A 20505-nucleotide genomic window follows, 5' to 3' on the forward strand; every position below is an offset into this window, starting at 1 on the left:
AATCCTTTGACGGGAACTCGTCTTGCGCCGGAAGCGCCCTACATCACCGTCACCTATGCTTCCGGAATCGATCAAACCCGCTCAGGACAGATGGAGAGAAACAGTGCTATCGTTTAAAAAGATCCTTGCTGTGGCCTGCGTGGTCGCTCCATTCGCCGCCGCCCAGGCACAGGCCCAGGTGGTCGTGTCGTCGAAGATCGACACGGAAGGCAGCGTGCTCGGCAACATCATCGTCGCCGTGCTCAACGCCAACAAAATCCAGACCACCGACAAGATCCAACTCGGCGCGACGCCCGTCGTCCGCAAGGCGATCATTGCCGGCGAAATCGATATCTACCCGGAATACACCGGCAACGGCGCGTTCTTCTTCAACAAGCCGGAAGATCCCGCCTGGAAGAATGCCGCTCAGGCGTATGAGAGCGTCAAGAAGATGGACTACGAGGCGAACAAGCTTGTCTGGCTGTCGCCCTCCACCGCCAACAACACCTGGGCAATCGCCGTGCGTCAGGACATCGCTGACAAGAACAGCCTGAAGACCCTGTCGGACTTCGGCAAGTATGTCGCGGGCGGCGGAAAAGTGGTGCTTGCTGCCTCGTCCGAATTCGTCAATTCGGCAGCAGCGCTGCCGGCCTTCCAGACCACCTATGCTTTTGCACTCAAGCCCGACCAGTTGATCACGCTCTCGGGCGGCGATACGGCTGCGACCATCGCGGCTGCGGCCAACCAGACGAACGGCGCCAACGCCGCCATGGTCTACGGTACCGATGGGGGCATCGCGCCGTCCGGCCTGCTCGTCATGGAAGACGACAAGGGCGTCCAGCCGGTCTATCAGCCGGCGCCCGTGATCCGTGAAGCGGTGCTGAAGGAGCATCCGGAAATCGAAGCGCTGCTGAAGCCGGTGTTCGAGAAGCTCGACCTGAAGACGCTGCAGGATCTGAACGGCCGGGTCCAGCTGGGCGGCGAACCGGCAAAGGCCGTGGCCCAGGATTTCCTGACCAAAAACGGTCTGCTGAAGTAACGTGTGCTGTTAGGGTCCTGGCCGGCTTCCTATCGTAGGCGCCGGCCTGGACCCTGAAACCGCAGGGGGAAGGGCGGGTTGAGGCTGAGACCGGACAAGCTTGGTGCGTTTCTCACCCTGCTGGTGATCTACGGCATGGCTTGGGCGCCGTTCGCGACGCTGAAGCCGAACCGGATCGTCCAGGGGCAGGCGCGGGCGCTTTCCGAAGCGCTGCCTGCGCAGGCGCTGGTTCTCGTGTCGGTGCTGCTTGCCGCTGCCGCGCTGATCGCTTTTCTTCGCGCCGCGGCATGGCTCAAACTGGCTGCGGGGCTCGCGGCACTGCTGACGCTCTTCATGGCCATCGGTCAGGCGGCGGATTTTCTCGCGGCTGCTGGAAATCCCTATGCGCGCGTCTCACCCGCATCCGGATTCTGGCTCCTGCTGTTTGCCTTCTCGCTGATGACGATCGACGCGCTTGCGAGACTGCGTCCGTCTCCGCTGCTGCGGATTGTTCTTCTCGGGCTGGCGGTTGCCGCGTTCGCAGGTCTGAAACTGAGCGGCGACCTCGACGGATTGTCGGTGATGAAGGAATACGCCTCGCGCGCCGACAGCTTCTGGGGCGAAGCAATGCGCCACGTGTCCCTGGCGATCGGCTCTCTGGTTGCGGCAGCTGTCGTCGGCTTTCCTGTCGGTCTTCTCTGTCACCGCGTGCCGCCGCTGCGAAAGGGCATACTGGATCTCCTCAACGTCATCCAGACAATCCCCTCCATGGCGCTCTTCGGCTTGCTGATCGCACCCTTCGCCTGGATCGCCGCCAACATTCCCGGCGCGTCGGCGATCGGAGTCGCCGGCATCGGCGCGGCGCCGGCCTTCTTCGCGCTGTTCCTCTATTCGCTGCTGCCGGTCGTCGCCAACACGGTGGCGGGTCTCGCCGGCATTCCCGCCGAAACGCGTGACGCAGCGCGAGGCATCGGATTAAGCCGGTCGGAACTGCTCCTGCAGGTGGAGATCCCGCTGGCGCTGCCGGTGATCCTCACCGCCGTCCGGATCGTTCTCGTGCAGAATACCGGCATGGCCACCATCGCCGCACTGATCGGCGGTGGCGGTTTCGGCGTATTCGTCTTCCAGGGGCTGGGTCAGATGGCGGTTGACCTCGTTCTGCTCGGCGCACTGCCAACCGTCGCACTTGCCTTCGCTGCAGCGACCATCATGAATGCCATCGTTGACACGGTCTCGCGCATTCCAGAACAGGGCGTCCGAGCATGATCGAGATTGATGCGGTTTCGAAGCTTTACGGGGCGCTGCCGGCCGTCGACGACGTCTCGATGACCATCGCGCCGCGGAGCATCGCCGCCGTGGTCGGGACATCCGGTTCCGGCAAGACGACGCTGCTGCGGATGATCAACCGGCTGGTGGAGCCGAGCGCCGGCTCGATCAGGCTCGACGGCGAAGACAATCGCTCTATCCCGGGATACGTGCTGCGCCGTCGGATAGGCTATGCGATCCAGGGACACGGCCTGTTTCCGCACCGCACGGTGGCGGAGAACATCGCGACCGTGCCGCGGCTGCTCGGCTGGGGCACCTCCCGGATCAAGGACAAGGTCGAGGAACTGCTGACGCTCTTCCAGCTCGAGCCGGGTGTGTTCGCCGGGCGCTACCCGCACGAACTTTCCGGGGGCCAGCAGCAGCGGGTCGGGGTCGCTCGGGCGCTTGCGGCCGAGCCGAACGTGCTCTTGATGGACGAGCCCTTCGGGGCGCTCGATCCGGTGATCCGAGCCAAGGCGCAGGACGATCTCGTTGCCATCCAGAAGCATCTGAAAACGACGATCGTGCTGGTGACGCACGACATGGACGAGGCGTTTCGCCTTGCCGACATGATCGCCGTCATGGATCAGGGTCGGCTGATCCAGTACGCCAAGCCTGTCGATCTGGTCCGCCATCCGGCGAGTGATTTCGTCGGCACGATGGTCGGAGACGGCCAGCGGCCGTTCCGCCTGCTGGCAATCAGCAAGGTCGCGGATGTGGTGGAGGCCGGTGAAGCCGAAGGCGCGGCAATCGGCGCCGGAAGCACCCAGCAGGATGCGCTTGCCGAGCTCATCTGGTCGCGACGCGATGCGTTGCCGGTGGTCTCGGAGGAGGGCGCACCGCTTGGCCGCGTCACGTTGAAAAGCCTCCTGCAGCATGCGGCGGCGGAGCGATGAGGCAGTGGGTTCCAAGGCTGCTGCGCGGCGTCGTCGCGGTCCTGCTGATCGCCTTCCTGCTGTCGCCGAACAGCTTTGAGCCGGTGCTGGCGCCGCTTGCTCCTCCCAACGCCCCGGCGATCTACAATCAGGACAGTCTCCTGTGGCTGACGGTGGCACATCTCGGGACGGTTCTTGTCGCGACGCTTGTCGCCACGCTTGTCGCGGTATCGATGGCGCTGCTGGTGACCCGCCCGTTCGGCGCCGAGTTCTTGCCGCTGTCGCGCAGCATCGTGTCGATCGGACAGACCTTTCCGCCGGTGGCAGTGTTGGCGATCGCCGTTCCGGTGTTCGGCTTCGGCGAGAAACCGACGCTGATCGCCCTCATTCTTTACGGTTTGCTGCCGGTGTTCGAAAACGCGCTGACGGCGCTCAGCCATCCGCCGCGTGCCGTGATTGAAGCCGCCCGTGGCTCGGGAATGACAGGCTGGCAACGGCTGGTGCAGGTGGAGCTGCCGCTTGCCGCGCCGTTGATTGCTGCCGGCGTGCGGCTGTCGGCGGTGATCGGTGTGGCGACCGCCACCATTGGATCGACGGTCGCCGCCAAGACGCTCGGCGAAGTCATCATTGCCGGCCTGCAGACCTATAACTACGCCTTCATCCTGCAGGGCGGGATCCTCGTTGCGGCGCTTGCGCTGCTCGTCTCCACCGGGCTGATGATGGTCGAGCGGCTGCTCTGGCGCCAGCGCGACGATCGCCGTTGAGCGATCACTTGAGGCTGGGGAGCGGATTGTCCCTGAGCAGCCTTGCCAGGTGCACGGTATTTCGCGCCAGCATCTTCACCGTACTGCTGACAGCATCCGGCACCTCTGGGAGATCGACGAAGTTGGTGCTCTCCATCGCCTGCCCGACCCAGTAGGCAATGGCATTCGGCGCCAGCGTGAAGCCGACGTCGTTCAACGCCTGGTAAAGCTGCGCCGAGACGTGATGGGCACCGTCTTCGTTCCCGACGACGGCGACGGCTGCGACCCGTCCATAGCTGACCATCCGGTCCTGATCGTCGAGTTCCGACAGGAAGGCATCCATCCGCTCCAGCGCCCGCTTGGCGATACTGGAAGGCTGGCCGAGCCAGATCGGCGTCCCGAAGATCAGGATGTCGGCGTCGAGCAGCTTCTGCCGCAACTGCGGCCATGCATCGCCCGGACCTTCGTCGGAACTGACCCCGGGCTTGATGTCGTGGTCTGCCAATCGGATCGTCTCCGTCAGCACGCCCTCCTTTGCCATTTCCGCAGCAATCAGTGACAGCATGCGGTCGGTCGAGGACGGCGTGTTTCCAGTGCTTTTGAGCGTCGCGTTAAAGGCGATGGCCTTCAATGACATGATCGGGCTCCTTCTGCTGTTCTGGCTCGTAACCAGCACCGAATGCTGTTGTTCCGGCAGTTGCGGCGGGACTTTGCTAGCCTTCGCGCCGGTTCGAACCACACTTCGGGACCCTCGCGCGAAATGGGTTGCGTCCACGATCGATCATGCGAACAAAGGTCGAGTCGGGAGCAAAATGCGCGGTTTTGCGGGAACGCTTTTTGGCTTTTGCCGTTCATCACGCACGACGTGACAGCGTCGAACCAAGAAAGGATTTGTACCGTGAAAAAGCATCTCATCATTCTTGCAGGCGCTTGTGCGCTTGTCGCCGGTGCTGCCCAGGCTCAGCAGTCGACCGTCAATGGCGCCGCGGGCGGCGCGGTAACCGGCGCTATCGTCGGCGGACCGGTTGGTGCTGCCGTGGGTGGCGTAATCGGCGCCGTCGCCGGGACTGCCATCGACCCGCCGCCGCAGCAGGTCGTTACCTATGTTCGCGAAGCGCCGATGCCGACCGAACGCGTGATCGTTCAGGAACGCGTCTCCGTCGGCCAGCCGCTGCCGACCGCCGTCGTGGTGACGCCGGTTCCGGAAAACCCGAGCTATGGCTACGCAGTCGTCAACGATCAGCGCGTCATCGTCGAACCTTCGTCGCGCAAGGTTGTTCAGGTCATCAACTGACGCTGTCGGATAGGACGCAGGCTCCCTGCGTCCTATCCGTTCTTAAAGGAGGCTCGGGAGATGTATGCCGATCAGGATCGCAAAAGCGACGGCTACGGGTTTCTTCTCACAACCCTGATGGTGATCATGGCCGGCGTCGCGGTCGCGCTGTATCTGGTGCAGGATCCGGGAGCCAACTCCCACTCGCGCGTTTACGTGACATCGGCGGCGAATGCCGATCGCGCCGGCTGATTTTGCCGCGCCCGCTTGCAGCAGGGCCAGCCTTGTTAAAGCTCATTCATTCGGCACCGGTGATGCGCCAGGTGTCCTTGCCCGCTGCCTTGGCGGCGTAGAGCTGCTTGTCGGCAAGCCCGATCAGTCCCTCGACATCACCCGTCTTGTCCGGGCTCCAAGTTCCGCCGACTGACACGTTGACGCTGACCTCGGCGGTGCCGATGGCGATCGGCGGGCGAACGCCCTCGACAACACGGGCGGCGATTTCTTCGATCACCGTTGCCGATCCCGGGATGATCAGGATGAATTCGTCGCCGCCGGTGCGGCAGACGGCGTCGCCGTTGCGGACGAGGCTGGACAATCGGCGGGCGACCTCGACAAGCACGGCATCGCCTGCCGGATGACCATGCCGGTCGTTGATCTGCTTGAAGCCATCAAGGTCGACGACCAGAAGGCCGAATCCATCGATCGACTGCATCTGCTGGTAGGAACTGCGCAGGCCGCGGCGGTTGAGAAGCCCGGTCAAGGCATCGGTCTCGGCGTTCTGCTGCATGCTTTCGAGGCGACGGCGTTCCTCGGTCATGTCGATCGCCACTCCGACGACGCGCAGCGGCTTTCCGGCGCTGTCACGCAGCAGACGGCGGTCGCAGCGCATCCACCGCTCGCCGCTCTCGGTGATCAGCCGATATTCGACGACCGAGTGATCGACCTCACCGGAGATAAGCGGCGTAAGATCGGTGGCCAGTATGTCCTCGGGCAGCACCCTTTCAAGATATTGATCGAGATCGAGGCTTTTGGCGTCGACACCGGTGATGAACTGCGACAGCCGGTGCGACGTTTCGAACACGTGCGTTGCGAGATCCATGTGCCAGAAGCCGCCGCGAAGCGCGGTGATTGCCAGCTCCAACTGCGCCGCCCGCTCGACAAGTTCCAGTTCGACTCGTTTCTGTTCGCTGACATCTTCGATCTGCGACAGGAAGCGGGTGACCTTGCCGGCCTTGTCGCGCATCGCGACGACGTTGAGTCGCGCGTGAACGATCTCACCATCCGGCCGGATGTAGCGCTTCTCCATCGTGTAGCCGTCTCGAAGACCGTCCATCACCTCGGAAAAGAGCGTCAGATCGGCGTCGACGTCATCCGGATGCGTGAAGTCACGGAAAGGCTTCAGATAGACCTCGTTCTCCGACAGCCCGACCATGCGGCTGAAGCTCGCGTTGCCGCGCAGGATCCGGCCCTGCGTATCGACGATCGCGATGCCGATCGGGGCGTTGTCGAAGGCATAGTCGAAGAGCGCCAGACGCTCCTCCAGCGAAATTGTTTCTCGAAAGCTCGTGTTCATCCGTTCAGCTCTGGTTCCTGCGCTCGACACGACGGGTCGTCCCGATGACGAGGTTAGAACAAAACGGTCGGGTGCTCCCCTGGGTTCCGGCCTGTCTTCATCTCTCGATCGAGGTCGCATAATGGAACTTTAGAAGATGCTTGTCGATAGGTTTGATGCTATTCCTGATCGGCGTTCAGCCGGTAGCCGACGCCGGGCTCGGTGCGCACGATTGCCGGGTTCGTCGGGTCGCGTTCGATCTTCTGCCGCAACTGGCCGATGAATACCCGAAGGTAATGCAGGTCGTCGCCGTGCGCAGGTCCCCAGACGGAGGTGAGCAGCGTCTTGTGGGTCACGACCCTCCCGGCATGACGTGCCAGCAGGGTCAGCAGATCGTATTCCTTCGGCGTCAGGCGGATACGCTCCTCGCCGCGTGAGACCAGGCGACGCAGCGTGTCGATCACCAGCCCGTCGCTGGTGATCATTGCCGGCAGTGCCTCGGTCTTGCCGCGGTGGCGCAGGGCAGTGCGGACCCGGGCGGTCAATTCGCCGATGCCGAACGGTTTCTCCACGTAGTCGTCGGCACCAAGATCGAGGGCTGCGATCTTCTCGCTTTCGCGGTCGCGCGCCGAGAGGATGACGATCGGGATGTCGGACCAGCCGCGCAGGCTGGCGATGACATCCTTGCCGTCCATGTCGGGCAGGCCGAGATCGAGAATGACGAGATCCGGTGCTGATGTCGCGACTGCCTTGATGGCCTCGGCACCGGTTGCCGCCTCCACCACCTCATAGCCGGCAGCCGCCAGCGCCGGCTTCAGGAAACGCTGGATCTGCGGTTCGTCGTCGACGACCAGTATGCGACCCAGCATCAGGCGACCTCTCCGCCGACTTTCGTCGTCTCGACGGGGAAACGCATCACGATGCGGGTTCCTTTCTTGCGGACAGCGGGGCTCTCGGCATGAATGCGGCCTCCCATGGCCTCGACGAAGCCGCGCGCGATCGACAGCCCGAGGCCGGTCCCCGGCGCGCGTCCGTCGGATCGGCCTCTTCGATAGAACTTTTCGAAGACCCGGTCGAGATCATCCGCCGGAATGCCGCGGCCGAGGTCGGTGACGGAGATGACGACGGCGCCGTTTTCCAGCCGAGCATAGATATTCACGGGCTCGCTGCCGCCGTATTTGACGGCGTTATCGAGGAGATTGAACAGCACCTGGCCCAGCAGCACGCTGTCGCCCTCGATCAGCGGCAGGCCGCTCGCCAGTCCTGTCTGGATGACGTGCCCCGGAGAATACTTCCTCGCCCGCTCGACCGCCGACTGCACGACGTCGGCAACATCCAGCCAGTCGCGCTTCGGCTTCAGCGTGCCGGCTTCGATGCGCGTCATGTCTAGCAGGTTGGCGACGAAGCGGCTGAGCCTGCCGCCTTCCTCCTCGATCGACTGGAGCAGGTCGTCGCGGCTTTCCGCGGTCATTCGTTCGCCGAGTTCCCGCAGACTGGTGACAGCGCCGGTGATTGTCGCGAGCGGCGTCTTGAGATCGTGCGAGATCGACGACAGCAGCGCCTCGCGGTAGCGCTCGCCTTCGATCCGTGCCGCCTGTGCGAGGTTCTTCTCGGCAAGCAGCGCGCGGTCGATGGCGATGGTCGTCTGGTCGAGGATGGCCGACAGGGCGCGTTCCGCCGTGATGTCGAGCCGAGCCTCCGTCTGCTCTATGCCGCAGACCGCAAGCGAGCCATGCGGGCCGGCGAGCGGACGGAATTCGAAGCGGCTGTTGGGAAGCGTGCCCGTGCCGCGCCCGGCCGGTTCCTGCTTGTCGAACGCCCAGCGTGCGGCCGTCACGTCGGCAATGTCGAGTTCCGTATCGGGCGGCCAGGCAGCAGCTATCCGCAGGTCGTCACGTTCCGGCAGGAGCATCACGACATTGCGCCTCAGGCTTGCCTGCAGTTGCGAAACGGCGGCCCAGATCGCTTGCTCCGGCTTGTCCGTGCCCGACAACTTGCGGGAAAAATCGTGCAGCGACTGCAGCGCCGTCGCCCGAAGGCGGGCAGCATCTGCCTGTTCGCGGATGCGCGACGCAAAGCCGCCGGCAATCACCGCGACCGCGAAGAACACGAACAGCGCAAACACCTCGTGCGGGGCGGCGATGGTGAAGGTGTGGAATGGTGCGATGAAGAAGAAGTTGTAGCACATCGCCGAGAGGACGACGGCGACAAGCGCCGAGATGTAGCCGGACAGCATCGCCGACCCGAGAACTGCCAGCAAAAACAGCAGCGAGATGTTGGGCAGATGGACGAACCTGTCGATCGTCGTGCCGACGAACGTGGTCGTCGCCACCAGGGCGATGGCGATGGCAGCCGGTCTCCAGAGGTCAGAGATTGCGAGGCGCGGGTGCGGGGACTTTCGGATCGGCTTTTCCCGCCGGTCCGGTGTCACCAGGTGAATGCCCAGTCCGCCGGCGCGACGGGTGATCTCTTCCGGAAGCGACGGCGACAGGAGACGCGCCCACTTGCGCCGACGCTTGGCGCCGATGACGATCTGTGTGGCATGCTCCCGGCGCGCCAGCCGGAGGATTTCCTCGACGAAGTCGGTGCCGATGATCCGCCGTGTCTCGGCACCCAGCTGTTCGGCCAGACGGAAGATCTCGTCGATGCGCTGGAGGCTGCCTCGGCTTTCCGCCTCGCGGTCGGCCCGCTCGACACAGACGACGATCCAGGGGGCGTTGAGGCCGGATGCGAGGCGGCTTGCGACGCGCACCACCTTTTCCGAAACCTCATCGGGCCCGACGCAGACGATCAGCCGCTCGCCGGTCGCCCACGGTCCTTCGATGGCGTTCTGCCGCAGGTAGTCGACCATCTGGTCGTCGACGCGGTCCGCCGTGCGGCGCAACGCCAGTTCGCGCAGGGCCGTCAGGTTGCCGAGCCGGAAAAACCGATCGGCTGCCCGGCTCGCGCTCTCGGGCAGGTAGACCTTGCCCTCCTTCAGCCGTTCGATCAGTTCGGTCGGTGGAAGGTCGACCAGCAGAACCTCGTCGGCGCGCTTCAGCACGATATCCGGAACCCGCTCGCGCACCGTGACGCCAGTGATTTGCGCGACGAGGTCCGCCAGGCTTTCGAGGTGCTGGATATTGAGCGCCGTCCAGACGTTGATCCCGGCGTCGATCAGTTCCTCGATATCCTGGTGCCGTTTCGGATGCCGGTTGCCGTCCGGGTTCGAGTGGGCAAGTTCGTCGACGATCAGGATATGCGGCTTGCGCGAGAGCGCCGCATCAAGGTCGAACTCGTCCATCATCCGGCCGCGATGGGCGACGCGCATGCGCGGCAGAACCTCCAGGCCGTCGAGCAGCCCGGCGGTCTCGCTGCGGCCGTGCGTTTCGACAAGGCCGACGACGACATCGATGCCGTCGGCCTTCAGCCGCCTGGCGCGCGACAGCATCGCATAGGTCTTGCCGACGCCGGGGGCGGCGCCGAGAAACACCGTAAGCTTTCCCCGGCGGCCCTGATCCGCCAGGGCAAGCAGCGCATCGGGGTCAGGCCTGCGATGATCCGCGCGATCGTCCTGCGCCATTCCCGTCCTCACATCTGGCTGCGTTCAGGCTCAGTCTTACCGCCGCGGCCCGCTCAAGTCTAAAGACTGTCGAGCGCCATATTGAGCTGCAGCACGTTAACACGTGGTTCGCCGACGAAGCCGAGATCACGCCCCTGCGTTTGACGAGCCAGAAGCTCCTCGACCGCCGCGGGTGCCAGGCTGCGGGCGCCGGCCACCCGCGCAACCTGCATCCGGGCGTAGTCGGGGGAGATATGCGGGTCGAGGCCCGAGCCCGATGTTGTGACGGCGTCGCCCGGGACGGCAGCGGGGGACCCGGCGGTCTTCAACTTGGCGACGTCGGCTGCGACGCGGTCGCGCAGCTTGGCTGAAGTCGTGCCGAGGTTGGAGCCGGAAGAGGCATTGGCGCTGTAGGGGTCGGGACCGGTGGCCGACGGGCGCGGCCAGAAGTAGCGGTCGGAGGCGAAGCTCTGGCCGATGAGGCTGGAGCCGATGACCGTCCCGTCCTTCTCGACCAGGCTGCCGCTTGCCTGGGCAGGCATCAGCGTTCCGGCGATGCCGGTCATGGCAAACGGGTAGGCGAGGCCTGTGACGATTGTCATGGCGGCGGTGAGGACGAGGGCAGGTCTGAGTTGGTTGAGCATGATCACACCAAATGGAGGGCGCTGACGGCCAGATCGATCACCTTGATGCCGGCGAACGGCAGAAGGAGACCTCCGAGGCCATAGACGAGGAGGTTGCGGCGAAGCAGGGCTGCGGCGCCGGACGGACGGTAGGAGACGCCGCGTAGCGCCAGCGGAATGAGGGCGACGATGATCAGCGCGTTGAAGATGACCGCCGACAGGATTGCCGATTGAGGCGAGGCAAGCTGCATGACGTTGAGGGCGGCCAGTGCCGGGTAGGTCGCGACGAACAGCGCCGGGATGATAGCGAAGTATTTGGCGACGTCGTTGGCGATCGAGAAGGTCGTCAGCGATCCGCGCGTCATCAGCAACTGCTTGCCGATCTCGACGATCTCGATCAGCTTTGTCGGGCTGGAATCGAGGTCCACCATGTTGGCGGCTTCGCGGGCCGCTTGCGTGCCGGTCTGCATCGCAACGCCGACATCGGCCTGGGCGAGCGCAGGAGCGTCGTTCGTGCCGTCGCCGCACATGGCGATCAACCGCCCACCCTGCTGCTCGCGGCGGATATAGGCGAGCTTGTCCTCCGGTGTCGCCTGGGCGAGGAAATCATCGACGCCGGCTTCCGAGGCGATCGCCGCCGCCGTCACCGGATTATCGCCGGTGACCATGACGGTGCGGATCCCCATGGCGCGCAGTTCGGCAAAACGCTCCTTGATGCCGGGCTTCACCACATCCTTGAGGTGGATGACGCCGAGCAGGCGGTCGCCATCGGCAACGGCCAGCGGCGTGCCGCCGCTGCGGGCAACCATGTCGACGGCGCGGCGAAACTCCTGCGGCGCATCCTGCTCGGTCATGCCCGCAAATCTCAGCACCGCATCGACGGCACCCTTGCGCAGGCGACGACCGTCCTTGTCGATGCCCGACAGGCGGGTCTCGGCGGTGAATGCGATGACTGCGTCATAGCGCGCATCCGGCATGGGGAGCGAAAACTCACCCGTGGCAAGGGCGACCACCGACCGGCCCTCGGGCGTCTCGTCGGCAAGGCTTGCCAGCAGAGCCGCTTCGGCGAGTTCCGCTGCCGAGGCACCTGGAGCTGGGATGAAGTCGCTTGCCATGCGGTTGCCGAAGGTGATCGTGCCGGTCTTGTCGAGCAGCAGCGTGTCGACGTCGCCGGCGGCCTCGACGGCACGGCCGGAGGTGGCAATGACGTTGAAGCGCACCAGCCGGTCCATGCCGGCAATGCCGATCGCCGACAGCAGGCCGCCGATCGTCGTCGGGATCAGCGTCACCAGCAGCGCGGCCAGAACCGTGACCGACAGGATCGTGCCGGAGTAGCCGGCCAGTCCCCAGATTGCCACGCAGACGAACAGGAAGATCAGCGTCAGACCCGACAGCAGGATCGACAGAGCGATCTCGTTGGGTGTCTTCTGTCGCTGGGCGCCTTCGATCAGAGCGATCATCCGGTCGACGAAGCTCGACCCCGGCGCCACGGTGATCTTCACCCGGATTTCATCGGACAGTACTTGCGTCCCGCCGGTCACCGCAGAGCGGTCGCCGCCGGATTCGCGGATGACAGGAGCAGATTCGCCGGTGATGGCGCTCTCGTTCACGGAGGCGACACCCTCCACGACTTCGCCGTCGCCGGGAATGAGTTCGCCGGCGGCGACCAGCACGATGTCGCCGATCTTGAGGCTGCTGGCGGGAACGGTCTCAATCCTGCCGCCGGCAATTTGCCGTCGCGCGACGAGTTCGGACTTCGTCTTCTTGAGGCTGTCGGCCTGCGCTCGGCCGCGCCCTTCGGCGACGGCTTCGGCGAAGGTGGCGAACAGCACCGTGAACCACAGCCAGGCAGCGATCTGGCCGGAGAACGCTGCTTCTGCCGGATTGACGGCAAGGTCGCGCAGGAAAAGGATGGAAACCACCGCCGCCACCGCCTCGGTGACGAAGATGACCGGGTTGCGCAGCAACTGGCGCGGGTCGAGCTTCAGCACGGCATCACGTGCCGCCGGCAGCAGGATCGAGGGGTCGAGCAGGCTTTGGGCCTGATGGTCCTTGGACATGATTGCGTATTCCTTCAGAAGGTCTGGCCGGCGAGCATGGCAAGGTGCTCGACGATCGGGCCAAGGGCGAGCGCCGGGAAGAACTGCAGGCCACCGAGAATGAGGATGATGCCGATCAGCAGCCCGACGAAGAGCGGTCCGTCGGTGGGGAAGGTCCCCGAAGAGTTCGGTACCTTGATCTTGGCGGCCAGCGAGCCGGCAATCGCCATCACCGGAACGACGTAGCCGAAGCGGCCGAGCAGCATCGCGATGCCGAGCGTCGTGTTGTACCAGAGGGTGTTGCCGGTGAGCCCGCCGAAGGCCGAGCCGTTGTTGCCGGCAGCCGAGGTGTAGGCGTAGAGGATTTCCGACAGTCCGTGCGGCCCGGCGGTTCCGACGCTTGCCACCGCGACGGGCAGCAGGGCGGAGACGGCGGTGAAGCCGAGGATCACCAGCGGCAGGATGAGCACCGCCAGCATGGCGAACTTCATCTCGCGGCCCTCGATCTTCTTGCCGAGGAATTCCGGCGTGCGGCCGACCATCAGACCGGCGACGAACACTGCCAGAAGACTGAAGACCAGCATTCCGTAGAGGCCGGAGCCAACGCCACCCGGCAGAACCTCGCCGAGCTGGATCAGGAACATCGGTGCAAGTCCGCCGATGCCGGTGAACGAGCCGTGCATGCCGTTGACACCGCCATCCGAAAGGCCGGTGGTGACAGCCGCATAGAGTGCGGTCATCGCCTGGCCGAAGCGGACTTCCTTGCCTTCCATATTGCCCATGGCAGGATCGACGCCAATGGCTGTCAGGATCGTGTTGCCGCCGGCTTCGGCCCAGTAGGTTACCGCGACCCCACCCACCAGCAGCAGGCTCATTGCCGCAAGCAGAGCCCAGCCCTGGCGGCGGTTGCCGACCATCTGGCCGAAGGTGTAGACCATCGCTGCCGAGACCGACAGCATGGCAAACATGTTGAGATAGTTTGACCAGGCCGTCGGGTTTTCGAACGGGTGGGCGGCGTTGACGTTGAAGAAGCCGCCGCCATTGGTGCCGAGCTGCTTGATGGCTTCCTGCGAGGCAACGGGGCCAAGCGAGATGACCTGTTGGGCGCCTTCGAGCGTCGTTGCTGTAACCGAAGCGTCAAGCGTCTGCGGCAGGCCCATGGCGACGAAGGCGATCGTCACCACCACCGCCAGCGGCAGCAGCACGAACAGCGTCGCACGCGTCATGTCGACCCAGAAATTGCCGAGCGTCGAGACTTTCGAGCGGGCAAGCGCGCGGGTGAAGGCGACAGCGAGCGCCATGCCGGTGGCCGCAGACAGGAAGTTATGCACCGTCAGGCCGGCCATCTGGCTGAAGTGGCTCATCGTCGCCTCGCCGGCATAATTCTGCCAGTTGGTGTTGGTGACGAACGAGACGGCGGTGTTGAAGGCAAGATCCGCGGGGACTGCCGCGAACCCTTGCGGGTTGAGCGGCAGAAATGCCTGGAGGCGCAGGATGGCATAGAGCGAGGCGACGCCGACCAGCGAAAAGGCCAGCATTGCCATCGTGTAGCCAAGCCAGCTCTGCTCCCTGGCGGGATCGATGCCCGATGCGCGGTAAAGGCCGCGCTCGACGGGAGCGAGCAGCGGCGACAGGAAGGTGCGTTCGCCACCGAACACCCGCGCCATGTAAAGCCCGAGAGGCTTCACGACGAGGAGCACCGCGACGAAAAGGAGGCTGATCTGCAGCCACCCGATGATGGTCATTGGAAATTCTCCCGGGGCTCAGAAGCGTTCTGGGCGGATGAGGGTGAAGACGAGATAGCCGCCGAGTGCGACGGCAACGGCGAGGCCGAGAAGCGGTTCGAACATGCCGATCGCCTCAGAGCCGGTCGAGGGCGCGGGCATAGGCGGCCAGCACGACAAGCGTGCCGCAGCCAATCGCCAGGAAGATGAAGTCGGGCATCATCATTTCTCCAGTTGTGATGGCGGAGAAGTAGGCCTGAAGCAGGTCAGGTTTCGATGCTGAAGGCAGCACCGGGATGTAAGGAAAAGATAAAGGGAGCTTGGCACACCGTGTGCGCGAACCGCGCCTGGGTCGCGGGCGAGGAATTGTCAGGCTTGGAAGACCAGACATCCCTCGCGGTGCTTTGCGTATAGACAGATCAGCGGCAAGTTTAGTGAGGATTACTGGAGATCGTGTCCCGGCAACATTGAATGCGCCCGTTCGGGGAAAAAAGAACCCGACCACAAGGGCCGGGTTCAAATAGCAGAAGATAAATCCATCTGCTTCTCGCGATCTGGAGTGTTCCACAGATGCCAAGTGACTGCAAGAGCGTCAGGGTCAATTAATATGCAGATGATCATAATTTATGCGATCATCAATCAGGATTGCGCAAGATTCCTCGCCTCCGATGGCGATCTATAATCTGCATCAGTTTGATGCTGCTGGGCAGCGCGCCGAGCGTCATCGCCCGGAGGGCGGGAGATCTCGCTAGTTTACCATGTCGACAGATAGCCGCGTTGCACTATGGGAAACCCCGGCCAATCTACGTTCCGCGTGTTAAAGTCCAGCACGACGAACCGCACCTGTTCCAGTGCGCCTCCACTTTGCTGACCCCGGGATGACCATGCAGATCGACAGGTTGAAGATAGCAGAGATCTTGCTGGTCAGGCCGAAGAAGCTCGGCGACGGCCGTGGCTATTTCATGGAAACGTTTCGCGAGAACCTGTTTCAGCTCGAGGCCGGCCCCTTCCACTTCGTGCAAGACAATCAATCTCTCTCAGCCGAAGTCGGAACCGTCCGGGGACTGCATTTTCAAATGCCGCCGAAGGCGCAGGGCAAACTGGTTTCCTGCGTTGCGGGCGCGCTTCTGGATGTCGCTGTCGACATTCGTCACGGATCGCCGACTTACGGGCAGCATGTCGCGACGGAACTGACGGGTGCCAATGGGCACCAGCTATGGCTGCCGCCCGGCTTCGCGCACGGGTTCTGCACCCTGATGCCCGACACGATCGTCAGCTACAAGGTGACGGACTATTACAGCTTCGAACATGATCGCGGGCTGTCATGGGACGACCCGGCGATCGGCATCGACTGGCCGGTGGAGGCCCGGTCAGCAATCCTGTCGGAGAAGGACAAGCATCAGCCGCAGCTTGCCGATCTGCCGGTCTTGTTCACCTACGGAGAATGAGGAGGGGCCATGCGCGTACTTGTGACCGGCGGCGCCGGCTTCATCGGATCTGCCGTCGTCCGCCATCTGGTGCTCGACAAGCGCTATGAAGTTCTCAACATCGACAAGCTAACCTATGCCGGAACGCTATCGTCGCTGAAGGCTATCGATGGCAATAGCGGCTACCGCTTCCTTCAGGCGGACATCTGCGACGGGCGGTCAGTGAGCGAGGCGTTCGAAAACTTCCGGCCCGACCGTGTGATGCATCTGGCAGCGGAAAGCCATGTCGATCGGTCAATCACGGGCGCGAGGGAGTTCGTCGAGACGAACGTCATCGGCACTTTTACCATGCTGGAATGCGCGCGTGCCTACTGGCAGACGCTCAGCGGCGCGGCGAGGGACGCTTTCCGCTTCCTGCATGTCTCGACCGACGAGGTCTATGGCTCGCTGGACGACCACGGCCTGTTCAGCGAGACGACACCCTACGATCCAAGCTCACCCTATTCGGCATCAAAGGCTGCTTCCGACCATCTCGCCAAGGCATGGGCGCGCACCTATGGCATGCCAGTGGTCGTTTCGAACTGCTCGAACAACTACGGTCCGTATCATTTTCCTGAAAAGCTCATTCCTCTGGTGATCGTCAACGCCCTGCATGGCAACCCGCTGCCCGTCTACGGGAGCGGCGACAACATCCGCGACTGGCTCTACGTCGAGGATCATGCCCGTGCGCTCGATATCATTGCCGAGCGGGGCCGCATCGGCGAGACCTACAATGTCGGCGGGCGCAACGAACGGCGCAACATCGACGTGGTACGGAGCATCTGCGGGCTGATGGACCACCTGCGTCCGGTGAACCGTCCGCACGAGAGCCTGATCCGCTACGTCACCGACCGTCCGGGACACGATGCGCGCTATGCAATCGACGCCACCAAGCTGGAGACCGAGCTTGGCTGGAAGGCGAGCCACGACTTCGATGCGGGCATCGAGAAAACCGTGCGCTGGTACCTCGATAACGAATGGTGGTGGGCGCCCCTGCGAAAAGGCTACGCGGGCGAACGTCTCGGCCTGACGCTGGCTGGAGCGACGCCATGAGCCGCAGACGCTATCTGGTCACCGGCAGCAAGGGACAGGTGGTTCAGTCGCTGGTCGAACGTGGCAAAGTCGACGCATACATCGAAATCATCGCGTCCGGTCGTCCGATGCTGGATCTCGCGCAGCCGGATAGGCTTGAGGCGGTCATTTCACGCGTCGAGCCCGATCTCATCGTGTCGGCCGCCGCCTACACGGCGGTCGATCAGGCGGAAACCGAGGAGGCGCAGGCCATGGCCGTCAATGCCGATGGTCCGGCTGCTCTTGCCAGCATAGCATCGGCGCGTGGCATTCCGCTCATTCACCTGTCGACAGACTACGTGTTCGATGGCAGCAAGCAGGCGCCTTACCTCGAGTCCGACCCGGTCGCGCCGCTTGGCGTCTACGGGCGCACCAAGTTGGAAGGCGAACGTCGTATCCTGGCAAGCTCGGACAACGTCGTGATCCTGCGCACCGCCTGGGTCTACAGCCCGTTCGGGCGCAATTTCGTCAAGACCATGATCGGGGTCGCAGCCACGCGAGACAGGCTCAACGTGGTCGCCGATCAGGTCGGCAATCCCACGTCTGCGCTGGATATCGCCGACTGTGTGCTGGCCGTCGCCGCCAATCTTCTGGAAAGCAACGATGCGTCCCTGCGGGGCGTCTTCCATATGGCGGGCGCCGGCGAGGCAAGCTGGGCCGATTTCGCCGAGGAGATATTCAGGGTCTCGGCAGCGTCCGGCGGTCCGTCGGCAAAAGTCGACCGGATCCCGTCGAGCGCCTATCCGACGCCGGCCCGCCGGCCCGCGAATTCCAGGCTCGACTGCAGCCGGCTGCAGAGCGCGCACGGCATCCGCCTGCCGGACTGGCGGCAATCGACCGCGGAGGTGGTCGAACGGCTGCTGCGGGATCAAGGCAATTCGTCAGCGAGTTGAGGGGGAGCGCATGAAGGGGATCATCCTGGCCGGGGGCAGCGGCACGCGCCTGCATCCGATGACGCTGGTGACGTCGAAGCAACTGATGCCGATCTACGACAAGCCGATGATCTACTATCCCTTGTCGACGCTGATGCTGGCAGGCATCCGCGACATCCTGATCATCTCGACGCCCGCCGACCTGCCCAACTTCCAAGCGCTGCTGGGAGACGGATCGAAGTGGGGAATTTCCCTCTCCTACGCCGAGCAGCCGTCGCCGGATGGGCTGGCCCAAGCCTATGTCATCGGCGCTGACTTCGTCGGCTCCAGCCCCTCCTGCCTCATCCTCGGCGACAACATCTTCTATGGTCACGGCATCAACGACCTCTTCCGGAGCGCCATGCGCCGCGAGAGTGGTGCAACCGTGTTCGCCTATCATGTCAGTGATCCGTCGCGATATGGCGTCGTCGACTTCGACGAAACGATGAAGGCGGTCTCGATCGAGGAAAAGCCCGCCAACCCCAAATCGAACTGGGCTGTCACCGGGCTTTATTTCTACGACAGCGACGTCATCGAGATCGCCGCCGGCCTCACACCGTCGGCGCGTGGCGAGCTGGAAATCACCGACGTCAACAGGATCTATCTGGAACGCGGCAAGCTTTCGGTCGAACAGATGGGGCGCGGCTACGCCTGGCTGGATACCGGCACGCCGGACAGCCTCCTGGATGCATCGGAATTCGTGGCGACGCTTGAGCGCCGGCAGGGCTTCAAGATTTCCTGCCCTGAAGAGATCGCCTATAGAGAGGGCTTTATCGACGCCCAGCAACTGGAAAACCTGGGTAAGGCATATGGGAAGAGCGCCTATGGATCCTACCTGCTGAACAAGGTCCTTGGGCGCGGCTGACAATCAGCGGGCGCGGGCCTTTGCACATGCACAGCCCGACCTACGAGGTCGGGCTCGCGTCCTCCCCGCCGAGACTTATCGGCCGAACTCGTCGGCCACGCGAACGATATCGTCTTCCGCCAGGTAGGAGCCCGTCTGGACCTCCACCATCTCGAGCAGGATCTTGCCGGGATTGAACAGCCGGTGGATCTCGCCCTGCGGGATGTAGAGCGACTCGTTCTCGCGCAGGAAAGTCACCGTATCGCCGATCGTTACTTCCGCCACGCCCCTGACGCAGACCCAGTGTTCCGAGCGGTGATAGTGGCGCTGCAGCGAGAGCTTCTTGCCCGGCAGCACGAAGAGACGCTTCACCTGGAACCGGTCGCCAGAGAGGAGCGAGGTGTACCCACCCCATGGGCGGTAGGAGGTAGGATGAGTTTCCGTCAAATCTGCCGTCGATGGATCGGCGGCGAGACGCTTGACCAGCTTGCCAACCTCCTGGCTGTCTTCCAGCCGGCCGACATAGACCGCGTCCTCGCTGGCGATGACAGCGACGTCGCTCAAGCCTTGGACCGCCAGGTGCACGGACCTCGACAGGACCAGGGAATTGGAGGAGTTGATGACTGTGGCATTGCCGATGACGACATTGCCGGCATCGTCCTGCTCGCCGACTTTCCAGACCGCGTCCCAGCTGCCGAGATCGGACCACGGGAAGGTGGACGGCACGACCGCTGCCTTCTCCGTCTTCTCCATGATCGCGTAGTCGATGGAGATGTCGGGGCTCTTGCCGAAGCAGTCGAGATCGAGGCGCGCGAAATCGAGATCGAGGGTGGCATGTTCCACAGCACCCTTGGCCGCGGCATGAACTTCCGATGCGAATTCCAGCATTTCGCTCAGCAGCAGGTCGCAGCGGCACATGAAGATGCCGGAATTCCAGTAGAAGCCGCCGTCGCGGAGCATTTCCTCAGCCTTCGCAAGCGGCGGCTTTTCAATGAAGCGCTTTACCGCCCGGGCGCCCGAGGTGAGCGTTTCGCCGCCCTCGATGTATCCGTAGCCGGTGGCCGGCTCCGTCGGCGTGATGCCGAAAGTGACGATCTTGCCGGTCAGGGCCGTTTCGCGGGCGATCCGGATCGAGCGCCGGTATTCCTCGCCGGCGTCGATTTCGTGGTCGGAGGCAAGAAGTTGCAGAACCGCGTCCTCGCCGAAGCGGTCGCTGAGGAAGAACGCAGCCGCTGCGATGGCGGCCGCGGTATTGCGCGCTACCGGCTCCAGGAGGATGCCTGAGAGTGCTGCACCGACTTCCCGGGCCTGTTCGGCGACGAGGAAGCGGAAGTCCTGGTTGGTGATGACCACCGCCGCCTCGTAGAGGGCCGGGTCGGCAACGCGTTCGAGCGTTTCCTGGAACAGCGTCTTGTCGTCCACCACCTTGATGAACTGCTTGGGCGCGCTGGAACGTGACAGAGGCCACAGGCGCGTTCCCTTGCCACCGGCCATGATGACGGGGATGATTTTCTGGCTCACGAGCGTCTCCAAGAAAGAAA

19 protein-coding genes and 1 pseudogene are annotated in these 20505 nt (G+C 63.8%); 10 read left to right on the plus strand and 10 right to left on the minus strand.

Annotation, left to right across the window (positions count from 1 at the left end; genetic code table 11):
* Positions 1 to 103: 103 nt before the first annotated feature.
* The 4 genes from osmF to AAIH46_RS17485 all read left to right on the plus strand — a co-directional run bounded on the left by osmF (position 104) and on the right by AAIH46_RS17485 (position 3941).
* On the plus strand, positions 104 to 1018 hold the full coding sequence (osmF, locus tag AAIH46_RS17470; protein WP_430307283.1) for a glycine betaine ABC transporter substrate-binding protein OsmF: 915 nt from the start codon (positions 104 to 106) through the stop codon (positions 1016 to 1018).
* Positions 1019 to 1096: 78 nt separating this feature from the next.
* Positions 1097 to 2263: an ABC transporter permease gene (locus AAIH46_RS17475; protein ID WP_430307284.1), complete on the plus strand. Its 1167-nt coding sequence runs from the start codon at positions 1097 to 1099 to the stop codon at positions 2261 to 2263.
* Complete coding sequence (locus tag AAIH46_RS17480; RefSeq protein WP_430307285.1) at positions 2260 to 3198, plus strand: ABC transporter ATP-binding protein; 939 nt, start codon at positions 2260 to 2262, stop codon at positions 3196 to 3198. The genes AAIH46_RS17475 and AAIH46_RS17480 overlap by 4 nt, the downstream gene beginning before the upstream one ends.
* On the plus strand, positions 3195 to 3941 hold the full coding sequence (locus AAIH46_RS17485; RefSeq protein ID WP_430307286.1) for an ABC transporter permease: 747 nt from the start codon (positions 3195 to 3197) through the stop codon (positions 3939 to 3941). Before AAIH46_RS17480 ends, AAIH46_RS17485 begins: the two co-directional genes overlap by 4 nt.
* A 4-nt stretch (positions 3942 to 3945) precedes the next feature.
* On the opposite strand, the gene AAIH46_RS17490 is transcribed toward AAIH46_RS17485, so the two are convergent.
* Entirely contained in the window at positions 3946 to 4557 is a 612-nt protein-coding gene (locus AAIH46_RS17490) for a flavodoxin family protein (RefSeq protein WP_430307287.1), read from the minus strand.
* A 261-nt stretch (positions 4558 to 4818) separates the two neighbouring features.
* Between AAIH46_RS17490 and AAIH46_RS17495 the strand changes: the two genes are divergently transcribed.
* Positions 4819 to 5214, plus strand: coding sequence for a DUF1236 domain-containing protein (locus tag AAIH46_RS17495; protein ID WP_430307288.1), 396 nt, complete (start codon positions 4819 to 4821; stop codon positions 5212 to 5214).
* Positions 5215 to 5274: 60 nt separating this feature from the next.
* On the plus strand, positions 5275 to 5445 hold the full coding sequence (locus AAIH46_RS17500) for a hypothetical protein (RefSeq protein ID WP_430307289.1): 171 nt from the start codon (positions 5275 to 5277) through the stop codon (positions 5443 to 5445).
* A 46-nt stretch (positions 5446 to 5491) separates the two neighbouring features.
* On the opposite strand, the gene AAIH46_RS17505 is transcribed toward AAIH46_RS17500, so the two are convergent.
* The 8 genes and pseudogenes from AAIH46_RS17505 to kdpF form a co-directional block, all read right to left on the minus strand.
* Complete coding sequence (locus AAIH46_RS17505) at positions 5492 to 6292, minus strand: GGDEF domain-containing protein (protein WP_430307356.1); 801 nt, start codon at positions 6290 to 6292, stop codon at positions 5492 to 5494.
* A gap of 72 nt (positions 6293 to 6364) precedes the next feature.
* A pseudogene (locus tag AAIH46_RS17510) lies at positions 6365 to 6886 on the minus strand (PAS domain S-box protein); the annotation flags it as partial.
* Positions 6887 to 6924: 38 nt separating this feature from the next.
* Positions 6925 to 7617: a response regulator gene (locus AAIH46_RS17515; protein ID WP_430307357.1), complete on the minus strand. Its 693-nt coding sequence runs from the start codon at positions 7615 to 7617 to the stop codon at positions 6925 to 6927.
* Entirely contained in the window at positions 7614 to 10307 is a 2694-nt protein-coding gene (locus AAIH46_RS17520) for an ATP-binding protein (RefSeq protein WP_430307290.1), read from the minus strand. The genes AAIH46_RS17515 and AAIH46_RS17520 overlap by 4 nt, the downstream gene beginning before the upstream one ends.
* A gap of 59 nt (positions 10308 to 10366) precedes the next feature.
* Positions 10367 to 10930, minus strand: coding sequence for a potassium-transporting ATPase subunit KdpC (gene kdpC / locus AAIH46_RS17525; protein ID WP_430307291.1), 564 nt, complete (start codon positions 10928 to 10930; stop codon positions 10367 to 10369).
* 2 nt (positions 10931 to 10932) lie between these two features.
* A complete protein-coding gene (gene kdpB, locus AAIH46_RS17530) occupies positions 10933 to 12969 on the minus strand; it encodes a potassium-transporting ATPase subunit KdpB (RefSeq protein WP_430307292.1) in 2037 nt (678 codons plus the stop codon).
* A gap of 14 nt (positions 12970 to 12983) precedes the next feature.
* Positions 12984 to 14693, minus strand: a complete 1710-nt coding sequence (gene kdpA, locus AAIH46_RS17535) for a potassium-transporting ATPase subunit KdpA (protein ID WP_430307293.1) — start codon at positions 14691 to 14693, stop codon at positions 12984 to 12986.
* Positions 14694 to 14711: 18 nt separating this feature from the next.
* A complete protein-coding gene (gene kdpF, locus AAIH46_RS17540; protein WP_430307294.1) occupies positions 14712 to 14834 on the minus strand; it encodes a K(+)-transporting ATPase subunit F in 123 nt (40 codons plus the stop codon).
* 722 nt (positions 14835 to 15556) lie between these two features.
* On the opposite strand from kdpF, the gene rfbC reads away from it, so the two are divergent.
* The 4 genes from rfbC to rfbA are packed head-to-tail and all read left to right on the plus strand — an operon-like array spanning position 15557 to position 18985.
* Positions 15557 to 16120 carry a dTDP-4-dehydrorhamnose 3,5-epimerase gene (gene rfbC, locus AAIH46_RS17545; RefSeq protein WP_430307358.1) on the plus strand — a complete coding sequence of 188 codons (564 nt, stop codon included), beginning with the start codon at positions 15557 to 15559 and terminating at the stop codon, positions 16118 to 16120.
* 9 nt (positions 16121 to 16129) lie between these two features.
* Positions 16130 to 17191, plus strand: a complete 1062-nt coding sequence (rfbB, locus tag AAIH46_RS17550; protein WP_430307295.1) for a dTDP-glucose 4,6-dehydratase — start codon at positions 16130 to 16132, stop codon at positions 17189 to 17191.
* Entirely contained in the window at positions 17188 to 18102 is a 915-nt protein-coding gene (rfbD, locus tag AAIH46_RS17555; RefSeq protein WP_430307296.1) for a dTDP-4-dehydrorhamnose reductase, read from the plus strand. Before rfbB ends, rfbD begins: the two co-directional genes overlap by 4 nt.
* 10 nt (positions 18103 to 18112) lie before the next feature.
* Positions 18113 to 18985 carry a glucose-1-phosphate thymidylyltransferase RfbA gene (gene rfbA, locus AAIH46_RS17560; RefSeq protein ID WP_430307297.1) on the plus strand — a complete coding sequence of 291 codons (873 nt, stop codon included), beginning with the start codon at positions 18113 to 18115 and terminating at the stop codon, positions 18983 to 18985.
* A 75-nt stretch (positions 18986 to 19060) separates the two neighbouring features.
* On the opposite strand, the gene AAIH46_RS17565 is transcribed toward rfbA, so the two are convergent.
* On the minus strand, positions 19061 to 20485 hold the full coding sequence (locus AAIH46_RS17565) for a mannose-1-phosphate guanylyltransferase/mannose-6-phosphate isomerase (RefSeq protein ID WP_430307298.1): 1425 nt from the start codon (positions 20483 to 20485) through the stop codon (positions 19061 to 19063).
* Positions 20486 to 20505: the final 20 nt, after the last annotated feature.

It is taken from the genome of Rhizobium sp. 0TCS1.26, from assembly GCF_050455525.1.
Lineage (GTDB): Bacteria > Pseudomonadota > Alphaproteobacteria > Rhizobiales > Rhizobiaceae > Neorhizobium.

Excerpts from the sequence above, each read along its gene's own strand:
- AAIH46_RS17480 (WP_430307285.1), top strand. The coding sequence starts at position 2,260 with ATGATCGAGATTGATGCGGTTTCGAAGCTTTACGGGGCGCTGCCGGCC.
- AAIH46_RS17485 (WP_430307286.1), top strand. The coding sequence starts at position 3,195 with ATGAGGCAGTGGGTTCCAAGGCTGCTGCGCGGCGTCGTCGCGGTCCTG.
- AAIH46_RS17490 (WP_430307287.1), bottom strand. The coding sequence starts at position 4,557 with ATGTCATTGAAGGCCATCGCCTTTAACGCGACGCTCAAAAGCACTGGA.
- AAIH46_RS17500 (WP_430307289.1), top strand. The coding sequence starts at position 5,275 with ATGTATGCCGATCAGGATCGCAAAAGCGACGGCTACGGGTTTCTTCTC.
- AAIH46_RS17505 (WP_430307356.1), bottom strand. The coding sequence starts at position 6,292 with ATGGATCTCGCAACGCACGTGTTCGAAACGTCGCACCGGCTGTCGCAG.
- AAIH46_RS17520 (WP_430307290.1), bottom strand. The coding sequence starts at position 10,307 with ATGGCGCAGGACGATCGCGCGGATCATCGCAGGCCTGACCCCGATGCG.
- kdpC (WP_430307291.1), bottom strand. The coding sequence starts at position 10,930 with ATGCTCAACCAACTCAGACCTGCCCTCGTCCTCACCGCCGCCATGACA.
- kdpB (WP_430307292.1), bottom strand. The coding sequence starts at position 12,969 with ATGTCCAAGGACCATCAGGCCCAAAGCCTGCTCGACCCCTCGATCCTG.
- kdpA (WP_430307293.1), bottom strand. The coding sequence starts at position 14,693 with ATGACCATCATCGGGTGGCTGCAGATCAGCCTCCTTTTCGTCGCGGTG.
- kdpF (WP_430307294.1), bottom strand. The coding sequence starts at position 14,834 with ATGCCCGCGCCCTCGACCGGCTCTGAGGCGATCGGCATGTTCGAACCG.
- rfbC (WP_430307358.1), top strand. The coding sequence starts at position 15,557 with ATGCAGATCGACAGGTTGAAGATAGCAGAGATCTTGCTGGTCAGGCCG.
- rfbB (WP_430307295.1), top strand. The coding sequence starts at position 16,130 with ATGCGCGTACTTGTGACCGGCGGCGCCGGCTTCATCGGATCTGCCGTC.
- rfbD (WP_430307296.1), top strand. The coding sequence starts at position 17,188 with ATGAGCCGCAGACGCTATCTGGTCACCGGCAGCAAGGGACAGGTGGTT.
- rfbA (WP_430307297.1), top strand. The coding sequence starts at position 18,113 with ATGAAGGGGATCATCCTGGCCGGGGGCAGCGGCACGCGCCTGCATCCG.